9 protein-coding genes are annotated in these 17,071 nt (G+C 74.6%); 1 reads left to right on the top strand and 8 read right to left on the bottom strand.

All coding sequences use genetic code 11. From position 1 onward, the window contains the following. Window positions 1-117: 117 nt before the first annotated feature. The 8 genes from IW256_RS23620 to IW256_RS23655 form a co-directional block, all read right to left on the bottom strand. Complete coding sequence (locus tag IW256_RS23620) at window positions 118-2,196, bottom strand: hypothetical protein (protein ID WP_197013056.1); 2,079 nt, start codon at window positions 2,194-2,196, stop codon at window positions 118-120. Then, on the bottom strand, window positions 2,193-3,353 hold the full coding sequence (locus tag IW256_RS23625; protein WP_197013057.1) for a VWA domain-containing protein: 1,161 nt from the start codon (window positions 3,351-3,353) through the stop codon (window positions 2,193-2,195). Before IW256_RS23625 ends, IW256_RS23620 begins: the two co-directional genes overlap by 4 nt. After that, complete coding sequence (locus tag IW256_RS23630) at window positions 3,350-5,818, bottom strand: DUF5682 family protein (protein WP_197013058.1); 2,469 nt, start codon at window positions 5,816-5,818, stop codon at window positions 3,350-3,352. The genes IW256_RS23625 and IW256_RS23630 overlap by 4 nt, the downstream gene beginning before the upstream one ends. After that, a complete protein-coding gene (locus tag IW256_RS23635; RefSeq protein WP_197013059.1) occupies window positions 5,818-6,918 on the bottom strand; it encodes an ATP-binding protein in 1,101 nt (366 codons plus the stop codon). The genes IW256_RS23630 and IW256_RS23635 overlap by 1 nt, the downstream gene beginning before the upstream one ends. Window positions 6,919-6,973: 55 nt before the next feature. After that, window positions 6,974-10,435 carry a DUF4132 domain-containing protein gene (locus IW256_RS23640; RefSeq protein ID WP_197013060.1) on the bottom strand — a complete coding sequence of 1,154 codons (3,462 nt, stop codon included), beginning with the start codon at window positions 10,433-10,435 and terminating at the stop codon, window positions 6,974-6,976. A gap of 55 nt (window positions 10,436-10,490) precedes the next feature. After that, on the bottom strand, window positions 10,491-10,733 hold the full coding sequence (locus IW256_RS23645) for a hypothetical protein (protein WP_197013061.1): 243 nt from the start codon (window positions 10,731-10,733) through the stop codon (window positions 10,491-10,493). A 133-nt stretch (window positions 10,734-10,866) separates the two neighbouring features. Then, the gene (locus IW256_RS23650) at window positions 10,867-14,268 is read right to left on the bottom strand and encodes a DUF4132 domain-containing protein (RefSeq protein WP_197013062.1); all 3,402 of its coding nucleotides are present in this window, start codon (window positions 14,266-14,268) and stop codon (window positions 10,867-10,869) included. Between the two features lie 42 nt (window positions 14,269-14,310). Continuing rightward, entirely contained in the window at window positions 14,311-15,459 is a 1,149-nt protein-coding gene (locus tag IW256_RS23655) for an amidohydrolase family protein (protein ID WP_197013063.1), read from the bottom strand. A gap of 105 nt (window positions 15,460-15,564) precedes the next feature. On the opposite strand from IW256_RS23655, the gene IW256_RS23660 reads away from it, so the two are divergent. Next, a complete protein-coding gene (locus IW256_RS23660; RefSeq protein WP_307829017.1) occupies window positions 15,565-17,043 on the top strand; it encodes a type I glutamate--ammonia ligase in 1,479 nt (492 codons plus the stop codon). Window positions 17,044-17,071: the final 28 nt, after the last annotated feature.

A 17,071-nucleotide genomic window follows, 5' to 3' on the forward strand; every position in this document is an offset into this window, starting at 1 on the left:
GCGCGGGCCGTCCGGGCGTCCCGGCCGCGCGGCCCGCCCAGACGATCGGGACGCCCGGCGCCTCCAGGTCCGGCGCGACCGGCCGGTCGACCGGATGGTCCCGGAGGAGCCCGGCCGTCATCTCAGGTCGATCGCGGTGATGAGGCGTATCTGGGCGTCCACCCACGCTTCGACCATGCGCTGCGGGTCGTCGCCGTCGAGGGCCGTGTCCAGTGCGCGCAGCACGTCCGCGGTGACGGTGAGCCCGATCCTGCGCAGGTCCCCGGCGGCCCGCGCGACGCGGGTGCGGGTGCCGTGCTGCAGGTGCCGCAGCCCCCGGTGGGCGGCGTCGGCGCACACGGCGAGCGCGTCCGACAGCGCCTCGCTGAGCGGGTCCTTCGCCGGTTCGGTGTACGCGTCGAGCGCGGCGCCGCCGTCGCCGGGGGCCAGGTCGGGGACGACGACGCCGCCCGTGGTCATGACGGCCACCGGTTCCACGACCAGCGTCCCGCGGGAGCGGCGGACCGGACCGCTGACGTAGAGGGGCTCGCCCCGTTCGCCGCCGAGCGCCGCGGCCAGCTCGTCCAGCGCCCCCGGCCGGGACGGCGCGTACGTCGCCGACAGCGTGGCGGTCGTGCCCTCCCGGTCGGCGAAGGTGGCCTCCAGCCGCTGGGCGCCCGGGTGGTACCCGATGGCGTGGACCTCGGCGATCTCGACGACCCGGACCGTCTCGGCCTCCACGCGCGGCCGGACGAGGCGGGGCGGCAGGGCGTCCAGCTCCCCTTCCAGCGCGCGCAGGTCGCGGGCCAGAACCGTCGCGGGCAGGTCGCCCCAGGCCAGGCCCACGGGTGTCACCGTCGTCTTGGACACCCGGCCGGTGCCCAGCCGGACGACGCGGCTGGGGCTGCGGGTGGCGTTCTCGGAGACGACGTTGGCCGTGGCCAGCGACCGCAGCGCGGCACCGGCGATCCTGCGCCCGGCGACGTCGTGCCCGGTCAGCGCCTGGTCCCCGGCGACCTCCCAGCGCCGCTTGAGCACGAGCACGATGCCGGTGCCGGCGTGCGCGAGGAAGACCTCGGCGGTCCGTTCGCCGTCCGTGCCGCCCACCCGGCAGCCCAGCGCCGTCAGCCGCACCCGGCGCAGCGGCGTCTCGGCGGTCTCGTTGGTGCCCAGCACCTGCGAGCGCGGGCTGCCGCCCTCGTGCAGGGCCGCCCGGTGCCGGGCGTGCAGCTCGGTGATCAGCGCGGCCAGGCGCTCGGGCTCGTGCCCGGCGCCGCGGTCGCGGTAGGCGGCCAGCTGACCGGCGATGTCGCCGAGCGCGGCGGCGGGCCAGTGCAGGTTGGCGCCGGTGAGCTCGCGCGCGGCGCGGTGGAGGGCGGTGTCCAGCACCGGCCCGGCGTGCATCGCCCCGTCGAGCAGGATCTGGCCGGCGAGGTCGAGCACGGGTTCCAGCCCGGAGCCCGGGGCTCCGGCGGCCCGGCCCCCACCGCCCCGCGCCGGGCCGCCCACGTCGACGCGGACGTCGGCGGCGAGCAGCCCCCCTTCGTCCGCGGCGCGGAACGCCCAGACGGCGAGTGCGATCACCTCGCCGCGCATCGTCGCCACGGCGTCGGTGTGCACGTAGCCGAACTCCTCCGGCACCAGGAACCGGACGGTGCAGGTCGGCAGTTCCACGGACGCGACCGGGTCGGCGGGCGTGGGACGGTGCACCCGCGCCGCGTACCCCGCCTTCAGCGTCCGCCGCGCCGCGGTGACCACCCGCTCCCCCAGGACGCGGACCAGCGCCTCGTCGTCGTAGCTTCCGGGCGACCAGGAGGTGACCTCGGCCGGGGCGGATCCGGCTCCGGACGCGGGCGTCCCGGTCCCGGCGGCCTCCCCTGCCGCCTCGACCGCGGGTTCCCCGGCCGGGCCGTCCCCGGCGGGTGCGGGCGGGGCCTCCGCGGGCGCCTGCCGCTGGTAGGCCAGGACCAGGCCGACCTGGTGGCGGCAGACACCGGTGGCCGCGCAGGTGCACGTGGCGCCCTCCAGCCCGCCGCCGCCGGGCAGCGTGGTGCTGACACCGTCGGCGAACGCGCCGCGTACGGTGCCGTCGCCGTCGACCTCCACCTCCGGGAGGTTCCCGGCGTCGAGGTCCTTGGTCGCGCGCTTGACCAGCCCGCGGTTGGCGAGGGCGGCCAGCGAGTCGGGGGTGAGGGCCAGGAGGTCGGTACGGGTCATCGGCCGATCCGTTCGGCGACGAAGGCGGCGAGCTGGCCCGGGGTCATCGCCCCGACCTGGGCTCCCTCGTTGGCCAGGCGCTGCGCCATGTCGCGGTCGTAGGCGGGGTTGGCCTCCTCGTCGAGCGCCGCCAGCCCCAGCACGTGCGTGCCCTGCTGGACCATCCCCCGGACCGAGCGGACGAGCCGGTACGGGTCGCCGCCCTCGTAGAAGTCGGTGACGACGGCGACGATGGCCCGGCGCGGGTTCTCGATCAGCCCGGCGCCGTACTCCATCGCCCGCGCGATGTCGGTGCCGCCGCCGAGCTGGACCTTCATGAGGAGTTCCACCGGATCGGTGACGTCGGAGGTCAGGTCGACCACGTTGGTGTCGAACGCGATCAGGTGGGTCTTGAGGCCGGGCAGGCCCCACAGGCACGCGGCGGTGACCGCGGAGTGGATGACCGACCCGACCATCGAACCCGACTGGTCGACGATGAGGATCATCTGCCACTGGTCGAGCTGCCGCCGGGTCCGGGACAGGAACCGCGGATGCTCGATGTAGAGCCGCTTCTCCTCGGGCCGGTAGTGGGCCAGGTTGGCGCGGATGGTGGCGTGGAAGTCGAAGTTGCGGGCCTGCTTCCACCGGCTGGGCCGCCGGGACCGGGTGCCGTGGAACGCCTGCCGCACCTCGGTCGCCATCCGCCGCAGCAGGTCCTGGACGACCTTCTCGACGATCCGCCGGGCGAGCGCCAGCACCTCCTGGTTCATCAGGTGCTTGGTGCGCAGGACGGCGCGCAGCAGCGTCGGGTTGGGCTCGATCCGTTCCAGGACGGCCGGGTCGGTGACGACCTCGTGGATCTCGTAGCGCTCGACCGCGTCGCGCTCGAGCCGTTCGATGGTCTCCTTGGGGAAGAGCCGGTGCACGCCGTCGAGCCAGTCGACGGTGGTGAGCGCCGAGGGTTCGTCGCCGGCGGACCGCGGGCCGTCCCGGTCGGCCTGCCTGGCCCCGCCGCGGCGAACGCCGCGCCGCTGAAGGTCGGGGTCGCGTCCGTACAGCCAGTCGAGCGCCTGGTCGCGGCCCGCGGCGTCGCCGCCGAGGGCGCCGGTACACCCCTCGGCGGGCGCGCCCAGGATCAGCCGCCAGCGTTCCAGGCTCGGATCGGGCGGGGGGTTCATACCGGTTCCTTTCGCAGGGCGTCGTCGCTCGGGCCCAGGCCGTCGGCCGCCAGCAGCCGGTCCACCTTCTCCTCCAGTCCCCGGGCCTCGGCCGTCAGCATCGGGTCCACCTCGGTCCGCAGCAGCGACCGTGCCGAGCCGCGCACGCCGCGGCGCTCCAGCAGCCGCCGGGCGATCGTCTCGCGCTCGCGCGGGGGGAAGAACTCGAACGCCTGGCGCAGCGCGGGCAGCGCGACCAGGAAGTCGTTCTCGGCCAGCCCGGTGATCATCTCGTCGAGCACCGCCAGCACGCTCCGCCCGGCGGCGCCCGGCTCGTCGGCCCCGGCGGACTCGGCCCCGGCGGACTCGCCCGTACCGGCCTGCTCGGTGCCGGCCTGCTCGGTGCCCGCCCGCTCGGTGCCGGACTCGGTCTCCCCGGCCAGCACCTCGTCCCTGGCCAGGGCGAACAGCCCGGCGAGCCAGTCACCGACGATCTGCGGGCGGGCCGCCCCCAGCAGCGCCCGTACCGGATCGGCGGCGGCGCCCAGGGACCAGCCGAGCCCGAACGCGGCGCCGCGCAGGTCCGGGGGCGCCTCGGTGCTCGCGCCGACCCGGCCGGCGACCGCGAGCGCCGCGTCCCGGTCCAGGCCGAGCGGTCCGGCCGCGTGCAGCAGCGCGTCGCGGGTGGCGGCGAGCGCCCGCAGCCGGCGCGGGTCGGCCGGCGCCGGGCCGCCGCGCACCCCCTCCACCAGCCACAGGACACGGGTGACGCACCCCTGCACGACCTGGCCGAACAGCGGGCTGCCCGCCGTGCCCAGCAGCCGGTCATGGCGCCAGAGCCCGAGGGTGGTGTCCAGGACCTCGCCGATCCCGCCCAGCTCCGAGGCGTTCGCGATGGCGGCGGCGATGGTCCCCGCGATCCGCTCCGACAGGTCGGTGCAGCCGCACAGCGCGGCGTCGAAGAGCACGGCGGCCAGCTCGTCGACGGCGCTCGCGGCACGGGCGGCCCGTTCCTCAAGGACGGCCATGGCGGCGTCCTGGAGCGTCGCTCCGTAGGCGCCCGCCTCGATGAGCGCGGGCAGCCGGTGGTCTCCGGGCTTGAGCGTCCAGCGCTCCTCCAGGACGGGCTCGGCGCCGCTGCTCGGGCCGGACTCCCGTTCGAAGCCGGGGATCCCGAGCACCCGGAGGCGGTGCAGGGCCCGGCTGCGCCGCAGCCCGCGGTCTCCGGAGAGCTTGACGGTGACCGGTCCCGCGCCGTCGAGCCCGAGCCGTTCCAGCTCGGCGGTCACGTCGTGCAGCAGCGGCGGCGCCGGCGTGCCGGGGAACAGCCGCCCGACCCGGTCGCCGCTCAGCGCCGCCACCATCTCGGCCACCGCCGGATGCGCGCCCGGCGCCAGCGGTCCCCGGGCGGTCCACGGCAGCCGCTGTTCGAGGTCGTCGGTGACCAGCGCGGCGACCAGCCCGTCGAGCAGGTCGGTGCGGGTGGGCGCGGAGTGGCCGCGCAGCCGCGACAGCCCTTCGGTGAGGGTGCGGGCGGCGATGAGATCGGCGGTCGAGACGGGCTGCCGCCGCTTGCGCAGACGGGTCACCACGATCTCGGTGAGGCCCGCGGCGGCGGCCTCCGGGCCGCCCTCCCAGAGCCGCTGGTAGTACTCGGGCGAGGGCATGCCGGACTGGTAGCCGGTGAACGCGTCCAGCCGCCGGAAGGAGTAGGGCACGAGGTAGCTGCCGCCGATGGCGCCCTCGGGCGGCTCGGGCACCTCCGGCCAGCCCGCCCCGTCCGTCGCTGCCCCCGCCCCGTCGCCGGACCCGTCGCCGGACTCGACGAGGCGGCGGATCGCGGCGCGGTGGAAGCCGCCGGTGATCACCACGATCGGGCGGTCGCCCGCCTCGGCCGCCGCCGCGCGGACCCACCGGGCCATGTACGCCTCGCGGGCGGTGTCGTCCGGCCCGGCCTCGGACTCGCCGCGGACGAGGTCGAAGTAGGCCGCCAGCCGCTCGGCCAGCGTGTCCTCGTCGCCGCCCCCCTCGAACATGTGGTCCCAGAGGGTGTCGCTGTTGTCCACCGCGAAGGTCCGGCAGAGCCGTTCGGTGACGTCGGCGTAGCGCTCGTCGGCGTCGGCGTAGCGGTTGCGCCGCTCGGCGAACGCCGGATGCCACGCGGGGAGGTCGATGAACCGCACCTCGGCGCCCGCGGCACGCCCCTCGGTGAGCGCGACCCACTCCGGGGAGTAGGCGCAGAAGGGCGACCAGGACGCGTGGACGCGCGCCTCGTCCCGGTAGTGGCTGAAGATCGCCACCGGGAGGTCATGGCCGAGCAGCAGCTCCTCCAGCCGGCCGCTGAAGTCGGCCGGTCCCTCCACCAGCACGTACGCGGGCCGCAGCCGCCGGATGGTCGCGCGTACGAGCCGCGCGCAGGCGGGGCTGTGGTGCCGGACTCCGATATAGGTGATCTCCGCCGTACGGCGGGCGGTCCGGGCCGCCATCAGCCCGGCAGGAGGTGACGGGCGGCGTGCAGGGCCTTCCACTGGTGCCCGCTACGGCGCGACGCCTGCTGCTCCAGGTAGCGCCGCAGCCGGGCCAGATCCTCGGGGCTGTCCTTGGCGCCGGCCCCGGCCAGGCACTCCACGATGTCGGCGGGGTTGCCCTCCTCGCCGCGCAGGAACCAGCCGCGGATCCCGACGGCGTGCGCGACCGAGACCGCCTCCGCGGTGCTCATCACGGTCGACAGCCGGTCCATCGACTGGCCGCCGGCGGTCTTGCCCGTGCGCAGCTCGCGGAACGTGGTGACCAGCACCTCCAGCACGTCCCGGCGCGGCGGCACGCCCACCCCCGACTGCTCCAGCAGCCGGGTGGCCTCCGCCTCGACCAGGTCCAGCTCGGTGGCGAAGTCGGCGATGGGGAACACGGTCTCGAAGTTGAAGCGGCGCTTGAGGGCGGCGCTCATCTCGTTCACGCCGCGGTCGCGGGTGTTGGCGGTGGCGATGATGTTGAAGCCCTCGCGGGCGAAGACCATCGCGTCCGGGCCGGTCAGCTCGGGGATGGCCAGCACCCGGTCCGACAGCGGGGACAGCAGCGAGTCCTGCACCTCCAGCGGGCAGCGGGTGATCTCCTCGAACCGCACCACCTTGCCCTCGGCCATCCCGCGCAGCAGCGGGGCCGGGACCAGCGAGCGAGTCGAGGGCCCCTCCGAGACCAGCAGGGCGTAGTTCCAGGAGTACTTGATCTGGTCCTCGGTGGTGGCCGCGCCGCCCTGGATGGTGAGGGTGGAGTCGCCGCTGACCGCCGCCGCGACCAGCTCCGACAGCAGCGACTTGGCCGTGCCCGGCTCGCCGACCATCATCAGGCCGCGGCTGGTGGCCAGCGCGACGAGGGCGCGGTCGATCAGCGACGGGTCGCCGACGAACTTGCGCCGCACGCCGCGCTCGGGGTCGCCCACGATGAAGCGGCGGGCCGCCTCCAGGCTGAGCGCCCACCCGGGCGGGCGGGGGCCGGTGTCCTCTTCGCGGAGCCGGGCCAGCTCGTCGGCGTAGCGCACCTCCGCGGGCGGGCGCTGCAACTGCTCTTGGGTGGTCTGTGCCGTCATATCTCTTCTTCTCGTGACAGGTGGTGCAAACGGGGGCCGCCGGTGAGCCGCCGGTTCAGAGGGCGGAGCCGGAGAGCCAGGTCAGGTCGGCCAGGACCTCGGAGGCCGTCACCGGATCCAGCTCGCCGAAGGTGTGGCTGGTGCCGCGACGCGGCCAGAAGTCGGTGGGATGGTCGTTGATCCACACATGGCGGAGGACCTGGTTGTCGCTCTCGTTCACGTAGCCGACGATGATCCCCGGATCCAGGTCGATCACGATGTGCAGGCCGCCGGGCACCGGGCGGGAGATCCATCGTTCGCCGCCCGCGTCCAGCGGCACGCCGCGTTCCCAGCCGCGCCGGACCAGCCCCAGCACCGTGTGCACCGGCACCTTGGTCCCCTCGAAGCGCTCCAGCCGCCCCGACGCCCGCTCCTGCTCGGTGAGCTCGTGGACGTCCCGGCCCAGCTGGGGGAACGGCTGGAGGATCTCGTAGTCGGCGAAGACCTCCGACCAGCTCGACGCCTCCCCGCCCAGGTCGAGGGGGTGCGCGATGCCGATCGAGGCGTTCGCGGGCAGGGTCAGCGCGTCGTCCTCGGCGTCGGCGAACGTGCGGTCCTCGGCGACCCGGAACGCCACGGCCCGGCCGGCCCGGTCCCCGTCTCCGTCCTCGGCCAGCCAGACCAGGCGGCGCGCGACGTGCCAGACGAGGGGGTGCTCGACGAAGAACGTCCGGAACTCCTCCGCCGTCCAGCGGCGCCGCGTCACCATGGCCGTCTCCAGCCGCCGGACCTGGTCGGCGGCGACCGCCCGCACGTCCTTCCTCAACCCCGCGAACCGCTTGTACGCCGCGCCCGCCAGTTCCTCGTCGTCCTTGACGCCCGGCTTCGGCAGCGCCTTGCGCCGCTTGCCGTCCTCATCGGTCACGAACGGCTTCAACTGCTCATCGAAACCCACCACGAACCGCCGCGGACCGTAATCGAGCGTCAGGCTCCCATCGGCGTCCAGCCCGAAATCGGGCACCAGCCGGTCCGCCAGCTGCTCGGCGCTCAACCCCAGCCCCGACGCCACCTCGGCGATCTTCTCCTGGGCCCGCGCCCGCAGCCCCTTGAACTTCACCTTCTCGGAGATCCCGTGCAGATGCAGCAACGCCGCGTCCGAACCGATCTCCGCCAGGACGTCGAGTCCGTTGACGGCCTTCTTGTGCCCTCCGTCTCCCGGCCAGGCCCGGATCACGGGCGTGAGGCGCCGCACCGTCTCGTCGTCGCCCAGCCAGGCCAGCTGCGCCAGCGCCCACCCGTCGGCGGACGGTGCGCCCTGCTGCTCCCATTCCTGGAAGAGGGCCCAGGAGAACTCCGCCAGCGACTCCGGATCGCACAGCTCGCGGACCACGTCCACGCCCGCGTACACCTCGCCCGGCTTGGACATCGCCAGCATCGTGACCAGATGCCCGGTCGCCTCGGCCGGCAGCGCACGCTCACGCCCGCGCAGCAGCACCTGCGGGAGCCGGACCGGGGCCGTCCAGTCCGGCCTCTCCGGCGTCTTGGCGGGGAGGCGGTCCAGCGGATCGGTCGCCAGCAGCACGCCGATCGCGTCCGCCACGGAATCCCCGTGCTCGCGCGCGGCGGCCACGATCTCCTCGGCACCGGTCCTGGACGCGACCAGGATCAGCGCCCCCTCGGCCCGCCGCCGCTCCGCGCCGGCCTTGCCCAGCGCCGCCGGGATCAGGAGCCGCGCCGCCGCCGCCCCGTGCCGGTCGAACCAGGACATCGCGGTCTGCCTGGCGGACTTCACCCGGACCAGCCATTCGGCCATCCCGGTGGCGACCTGGGCGTCCAGGTAGGGCAGCAGCAGCTTCGCGCACGTGCCCGGGTTGGCGCGGGCGGCCATCAGAGCCAGTCGCAGGGCGTCCGCCTCGTAGCGGGCCACGACCGACTTCATCCAGGGCACGTCCTCGGCGTCCCAGTACAGGAAGCCTCCCCAGCGCCCGAGCAGCGGCCGGACGACGTCCTCGGGCCCCGTGGCGATCAGGCTCGACTGCTCCCAGGAGGACATGTTGTGGAACCGGGCGACGACCTCCTCCCAGCCGTCCTCCGGTTCGAACCGTCCCGCCGGGGGGACGGGGGACGCGGCCCATGCCTCGCGCTCGCCCTCGGCCCAGTGCAGCGCACGTACGGCGGGGACGTCCAGGCCCTTGACGACGAGCGGCTTGACGGCCTTGCGCGGAAGGGTCCAGGGGGGCTCGACCAGCAGGCGCGGCAGGTCGCCCGCGGGCGCGTCCGCGACCCGTTCCGACGCGGCGGCCACGGACGCGACGACTTCCCGGCTCTCCTCGGGAAGGCCGGGCACGACGGCCTCGGCGATCTCCGCGTGCGTGAGCAGGTGACCGGTGAGCAGGGCGGTGACGGCCGCGCCGGTCTTCGAGCCGGCGCCGCTGCGGGCCCGCGCCGCCGCGAGCAGCCGGATCGCGCGCGCGGGGAACCGGTTCATCGCCGCGAGCAGCGGGGGTCCGGCCTGCTTGTGCTCGATCCGCTCGATGAGGGCCTCGAACGCCTCGTCCGTCGGCAGCAGCGCCACGACCTCCAGCACCCGCTTGCGGTCGGCGCTCTCCAGGTAGGACGTGTCGAACGAGTCGATCAGCAGCGGCAGCAGGTCCGTGCCGAGCCCGTCGGTCAGGGTCGCCAGGAGCCCGACCGTGCTCTCACCCCAGCAGAGCGTCGTGCCCATCGCGGCGAGGTCCTCGGCGGTCCCCATCGACCGCAGCAGCGTCGACCGCCGCTGGTCCTTGTACCGCCACCCCGGGGGCCGCTCCGCGCAGGACTCGTGGACCCACGCGGACTCGGTCGGGAGCAGGTACGCCACCGCCAGCCGCCGGTCGACGGTGTCGCGGACACCGCCGAGCCGTTCCACCGCCTCCCGGTACTCGGCGTCGGTGGCGACCGCCAGCAGGCCGCGGGCGCGGCGCGCGCATTCGCGCACCCTCTCCTTGAAGACGTCGCCGGCCTGGTACTCGACGCCCAGCCGGCTGCCCTTCCAGGGGCCGGTGCCGCGCCGGACGTGCTCGATCGAGTTGAGCTCCACCAGCGCCTCGGCGGCGAAGCCCAGGCCGTGCGCGGCGGCCCAGGAGTCGAAGAAGGCGGCGAAGAAGGCGGCGGTCTCGCGGTGGTCCGGGGAGTACTTCTGTCCCAGGCGGGTGATCAGGGCGACCGCGGCGGCACCGGCCGGGTCGGCGGCGCCGTCCAGGTGCGCGCGGGCCCGCCCGGTCAGCCCGAGGTCCCCGTGCCGGCCGGCCAGGAACGCGTCGAGGGCGTCCTGCGCCTGCGCCATGTACTCCTGGACCTTCGCGTCCGCTCTGGCGGTGACCTTGATCCGGGGACCGGGGGCGCCGCCGCGGCGCGGGTCCAGGTGCCGGTGCCATCCTTCCGGGAGGACCAGGGTGTCCTCGTCCGGAAGGGCCGGGAGGGGGGTGCGCTCGTCGTTCATGCCGCTCGTGTCGCCGTTCGTGTCGCCGGTGGTGTCGTCGGTGGTGTCGTCGGTCAAGACTCGGGCCCTCTCGGCCTTGATGGTCGGAATCGGGAAGCCGGTGGTCGGCCGGTCAGCTGGTGGAGGTCGCGAGGATCTCGGAGGCGGTGACCGGGTCCGGCTCGGCGAGGGTGCCCCGCGGGTCGCGGTCACGCCCGAGGTCGGTGAGCCGGGCGTCGCTCCAGACGCGGTCGAGCGTCTGGTCGCCGCGGGAGTCGACCGCGCCGACGTGGCCGCCACGCCGCGGGTGGAGCCGCCCGTGCCAGGTGGCCGGCACCGTCAGGACGTCCTCCCGGGGGAAGGAGTGATCTTCCATGTCGCCTCACCGTAGAGGACCAGTACGACAAATCGCTGGAACTTGACGAAGCAGCCGGAGCACTCCCGACCTGGACATTGACCTTGTCGTCGGCCGGTCCGGACGTGCTCTGTGCGTGCTCCGGCGCGGCGGGTCAGCGGATCGCCGCCTCCGCCAGTTCGGCCAGATCGGCGAGGATCTCCGAGGCCGTCACCGGGTCCAGATCGCCGAAGCGCCGCTCCTGGCCGTCCGCGCGGTAGTCGTCGGGGTGGTCGCCGAGATGAACGGGGTGGATCTTCTGCTCGGGGAACTCGTCGAGGTAGCCGGCGGCGATCCCCGGCTCCAGCGTGAGCACCGCGTACCGGCCGGGGGCGATCCTCCGCGACATCCAGCACGCGACGCCGCCGTCCTGGGGCTCCCCGCGGTCCCAGCCGCGGCGCTGCAACCCCAGCACCTTCCCCACCGGCACCGTGATCCCGGCGAAGCGGGTCAGCTCGGTACCACCGCGCTCCTCGTCGGTGAGCGTGTGAACGGCCCGGCCGAGCTGCGGGAACGGCTGGAGGATCTCGTAGTCGGCGAACATCTCCGACCAGGCTCCCCGCTCCTCCTCGCCCAGGTTCAGCGGATGGGGGATGCCGACCATGGCGCCGTCCGGCAGGACGAGGGCCTCGTCCCCGGCGTCGGCGAACGTGCGGTCCTCGGCGATGCGGAACGTCACCGTGCCGCCGTCGTGCTCGGCCGCCCACACCAGCCGCCGCGCGATGTGCCAGACGAGGGGGTGGTTCACGAAGAACTCGCGGAACTCGGCGAGCGGCCAGCGGCGCCCCTTCACCATCGCCGCCTCCAGCCGCCCGATCTGGTCGGAGGCGACCGTCCGCACGTCCTTCTTCAGGCTCGCGAACCTCTTGTACTCGGCGCCCGCCCGTTCACCGTCGTCCTTGGCCCCCGGCTTGGGCAGGGCCTTGCGCCGCTTGCCGTCCTCGCCGGCCACGTACGGCTTGAGCTGCTCGTCGAAACCCACCACGAAGCGGCGCGGGCCGTAGTCCAGGGTGAGACTCCCGTCGGCGTCCAGCCCGAAGTCGGGCACCAGCCGGTCGGCCAGCTGGTCGGCGGTCAGCTCCAGCTCCGCGGCGACCTGCTCGATCCTCTCCTGCGCCCGCGTCCTGAGGGCTTTGAACTTCACCTTCTGCGCGATGCCGTGCAGGTGCATCAGAGCCACGTCGGTGCCGATCGCGGCGAGGGCGTCCAGCCCGTTCACCGCCTTGGCGTGGCCGCCCTCCCCCGGCCAGGCGCGGACGACCGGGGTCAGTCGCCGGACCGTCTCGTCGTCGCCGAGCCAGCCGAGCTGGGCCAGCGCCCAGCCGTCCTTGGACGGCGCGTCGTTCATCTCCCACGCGCGGAACAGCGCCCAGGAGAACTCGGCGAGCGACTCCGGATCGCACAGCTCGCGGACCACGCGGACGCCGGGGTACACCGCGTCCGGCTTGGACATGGCCAGCATCGTCAGCAGGTGCCCGGTCGCCGCCGCGGGCAGGGCCCGCCCCCGGTCGCGCAGCAGGACCTGCGGGAGGGCGCGCGGGTCGGCCCAGTCCGCGACCTTCGGGATCCGGGCCGGGAGGATCTCCAGCGGGTCGGTCGCCAGCATCGCCTGCACCGCCCGCGCCGCCTCGTCACCGTACTGGCGGGCGATCGCCACGACCTCCTCGTCCCCGTGGCGGTCCACGAGCAGGCGCAGCGCGCCCTCGGCGTCGCTTCGCGCCGCGCCGGGCATGCCCAGGGCGTCCGGCAGCAGCATGGGGACGGCCGCCAGGCCATGCCGTCCGAACCAGGCGATGGCGTGCTTGCGGCCCGCCTTCAGGCGCGCCAGCCAGTTCGCCTGGAGCGCGGCGACCTTGGCGTCCAGGAACGGGGCCAGCACCCCGCCCCAGCTCGCCGGGTTGGCCGTGGCGATCCGCAGGGCCAGGGGCAGCGCGCCGAGCCCGAACCGCGCCACGATCGGGCGCACGTAGTGCCCGCCGTACCAGGCGTCCCGAGGCGTCCAGTCCACCATCAGGGACCGGACCTCCTCTTCGGGCCCCTGGACGAGCAACTGCCCCTGGGCGTAGCCGCCCAGGCGGTCGAAGTCCTTGACCATGCTGGGCCAGTCCTCCTTGTACGTGCGGAGGCGCAGGTGATCGGCCTGCCACTCGTCCCGTTCACCGTCCGCCCAGGACAGCGAGGACTCGCCGGGCGGCTCCAGTCCCTGGACGACCACGGGCTTGGCCGCCTTCCTCCGGCCCGTCCACGGCGGCGTGACCAGCAGCGGCGGAAGCTCCCCGGCGGGGACCTCGGGCAGCCGCGGGGCGGTCAGGGCCTCGATCGCCGCGCGGGCCTCGCCGGGAAGGTCGTCCGGCGGCCGGGTCACCAGCTCCGGATGTCCGGCGACGTGCACGCGCAGGATCTCGGCGGCGAGCCCGGCGATCTTGGACGCGCCGGACCCGCCGGACGCTGCCAAGGCCAGCAGGCGCAGCGCGCGAACGGGGAAACGCCTCGCCGCCGCCAGCACCGCCGACTGCACGTACTGCCGGTCGAGCCGCTGCACGAGGGCCTGGAACGCCTCGTCCGTGGGAACCGTCCCGAGGGCCTGGAGGAGCAGCCTGCGCGCGTCGGCGTCGACATACTCCACGTCGAGCGCGTCGGCCAGGAACGGCACGACCGCCGGGCCCACCCCTTCCAGGGCCGTGGCGAGGATGTCGATCCGCGTCTCGGCGTAGCCCATCTCCAGCTCGTCCTTGAGCCCGTCGAGCTGATCCGGGTGGCTCACCGCGCACCACAGCAGCCACCCGGTGTAGTGGTGGTCGGACAGCTGCACCGCCGAGAGCGCGGCGCGGCATTCCTCGATCCAGTCCTGCCTGGTCGGCATGAGGTAGGAGGCCATGACCATGCGGGAATGGTCGCCGCGGTGGTCGGCCAGGCGCGCGGCGGCGGCCTCGTACTCGTCGTCCCCGGCCACCGCCAGCAGGGCGCGGAGCTTGCGCGCCACGTTCCGGGCGTGCCAGATCCTGTAGGAGCCCTCCTCGGGGGTACGGGACGTGACCGCCTTGGGGTCGATGTGCGCGCGTCCGGCCCCGCGGTAGCCGATCGTCACCGACAGCCTGCTGAGCTCGGTGAACGCGCAGGCGGCGAAGGCGAGTCCGCGCTCGACGATCCAGGCGTCGACGATCCGCTCGAAGACCTCGTCGTACCCGCGGCCCGTCCGCTGGAGGTGGATGCCCGCGATCACCGCCGCGCCGAGGGGGTCGACGTCGCCCTTCTGGTAGCGGCGGCCGGCCTCGACGAGTTCGGGCTCGCTGTCGGGGGACGCCAGCGAGGCGTTGACGTCCGAGCTGAGGTCGGACTTCGTCAGCAGCGGGGCCGCCTTCGCGGGGGCGGCGTCATCGACCGTGACCGGGGGGACGGCCAGGCCGCCGCGCCGGGGGTGCAGCCGGCGCAGCCAGGTGTCCGGGAGGACCATGGTCCGCTCTCCGGGAAGGTCGCCGAAGGCGGACGCCGAAGGCGCGGGGGAAGGCTCGTTCATGCCGCCACAACGTAGAGCAGCGGTCCGACAGTGGAGCGGCCGCTAGCCCGTGCCGTCCAGGCCATAGGCTCGGCGGGCGTTCCCCGAGCCGATGAGGCGCGCGATGCGCAGGGCGTCCGACCGCGTCCAGGAGCCTTCCTCCACGCCTTCTCCCAGCACCCGTTCCAGTGTGCGGCGGAAGAGCAGCGCGCCGAGGTAGTAGTGCTCGGCGAGGCCGTAGGCGTCCGACGCGTACAGCACCTTGCCGAACGGGGCCAGTTCCAGGGCTTCGGCCAGGAGCACGGGGGCGCGGTCGCCGAGATTGTGCGTGGCCAGGCTGACGTCCAGGAAGACGTTGGTGAAGACCTGCGCCAGGTAGCCGGCGTTGCGGTGGTACGGGTAGTTGTGCAGCAGCATGACCGGGGTGCCGGTCCGTTCCAGGGCGCGGAGCAGCGGGGTCAGGTGCAGCGGGTCCGCGTGGTGGAGGTCGACGTCGGAGTCGCCGTAGCCGACATGGAACTGGACGGGCAGGCCGCAGTCCACCGCGCACCAGACCAGGTACCGGTGCATTGTCTCGTCCGCGACGCGCGGCGCGCCGCCGTGGCCCGCCATCGCCAGGTCGGCCTGGCGGTACAGGCGTGCCGCGGCGGCCCAGACCTCGGCCGGCGACGGCCGTTCGCCCCGCAGTCGCAGCCCGGCCCGGTAGGCGGCGACCGACTTGGCCCCCACCGCCGTGGCGGCACGCGCGGCGATTTTGCTCCCGACGTCGTCGGGAAAGCCCGCGACGCCGGCGCCCTCGGCGACCGTCCTCTCCGCCAGGTCCTCCAGCCGTACGATCTCGTGCGCCGGGGCCCCGGCCAGTACGCCCAGTTCGGCGGGTTCCAGGAGCGGTTCCGGGGTGTATCCGGTGTCGACGCAGAGGGCGTCGAGGCCCGCGGCGGCCAGGAAACGGCGGTTCACCTCGGCCGGGTCGAGGGCCGCCCGGCGGCCGACGTATTCGTCCGGCGGGGCGTGGGGCGGCAGGTCCAGCAGCGGCGCGCACCAGCGCCGCACCGCGAGGCCGAGCCGCGAGTCGAAGAGGGTGCCGCCCAAGGCCCCTGGTTCGGACGCCTCGGTGAGCAGGCCCTCGTAGCCCTCACGGTCGAGTTCTCGCTGGACCACCCCGTGACAGTGATGGTCGACGATCCGCAGCGACTCCAATTCCTCGCGCATGTGTTCCCCTACGGGTATCCGCCCGGCCGCGTATCTACGATGTCGTGTCTACGATGCCGTTACCGTCAGCGCAGACGCCGTAACCCTCCGGTTGGGAGAATCGCCGTGGACGAGCAGGAGCGGCCCGCCTTCGCGGGAACGCCGGACGGCCGGGAGCGGGTCCCGGACGAGCGCGTGCGGGTCCTGGACGAGCGCGAGCGCGCGCGGCGCGGCGAGCGGGCCGCGGCGATCGCCGCCGACCTCCCGGTCAAGGACATCGTGGCGGTCGCGCTGACCTGGGTGGACACCAGCGGGATCAGCCGGACCAAGGCGGTGCCGCCGACCGGGCTGCGGGACGCGGCGACCTGGGGTGTCGGCATGTCCCCGGTCTTCGACGCCTTCCTTCTGGACGACTCCATCGTCGCGGGCCGGTACGCGGGCGGGCCGGTCGGGGACCTGCGCCTGCACCCCGACCTGGACAGGCTCGTCCCCCTCGCGGGCATGCCCGGGTGGGCGTGGGCGCCGGCCGAGCGGTTCACGCAGGACGGCACCGAGCATCCGATCGACGCCCGGGGGGTCCTGCGCCGGGAGGTCGCCCGCCTGGCCGCCCAAGGCTGGTCGGTACGCGCCGCCTTCGAGGTGGAGTGGGCGGTGTCGCGCGGGGACGGGGAGGACTTCGTCCCCGCCTGCCGAGGCCCGGCCTACGGGATGACACGGATCACCGAGCTGTCCGGCTACCTGCGCGACCTGATGCACGCGCTCGCCGAGACCGGCGTCGCCGTCGTGCAGATCCATCCTGAGTACGCGGCGGGCCAGCTGGAGCTGTCGGTCGCGCCCGAGGACCCGGTCGGCGCGGCCGACACCATGGTGCTGGTGCGGGAGACCATCCGGGCGGTGTCCTTCAGGCACGGCCTGGCCGCGTCCTTCTCCCCCAAGGTCGTGGCCGAGGGGGTCGGCAACGGCGGGCACGTCCACCTGAGCCTGTGGCGGGAGAACGCCGCCAAGGGCACGGAGGGGACGGGCAACGCCATGGCCGGCGGCGACGGCCCGTACGGCATGACCGGTGCGGGCGAGGCGTTCGTCGCGGGGATCCTGGACCGCCTGCCGGCCCTGCTGGCGGTCGGGGCGCCGTCCGTGGCGAGCTACCTGCGCCTCATCCCGTCCCATTGGGCGGGGGCCTTCGCCTGCTGGGGGCTGGAGAACCGGGAGGCGGCGCTGCGGTTCGTCACCGGCCCGGCGGCGACCAGCAGCCGGTCGGCCAACCTGGAGGTCAAGTGCTTCGACGCCGCCGCCAACCCCTATCTCGCCCTGGCGGCTCTGCTCGCGGCGGGCCGGGCGGGGATCGGGGCCGGGTCGGTCCTGCCCGAGCCCGTGGACGTCGATCCGGGCACGCTGGACCCCGCCGAACGGGCCGCGCGCGGGATCGCCGCCCTGCCGTCCTCCCTGGAGGAGTCGGTCCGGGCCTTCGAGGCCGACCCGGTGCTGCGCGCGGCCCTCGGCGAGGCGGTCGTCGACACCGTCGCGGTCGTCCGGCGCGGCGAGGTCGCGCTGTTCGACGGCGCCACCCCGGAGGAGATCACCGCGGCCACCCGCTGGCGCCACTGACGCCCGCCCGCGCCGCCGGCGCCCGGAT

This window comes from Actinomadura viridis (assembly GCF_015751755.1).
GTDB lineage: Bacteria > Actinomycetota > Actinomycetes > Streptosporangiales > Streptosporangiaceae > Spirillospora > Spirillospora viridis.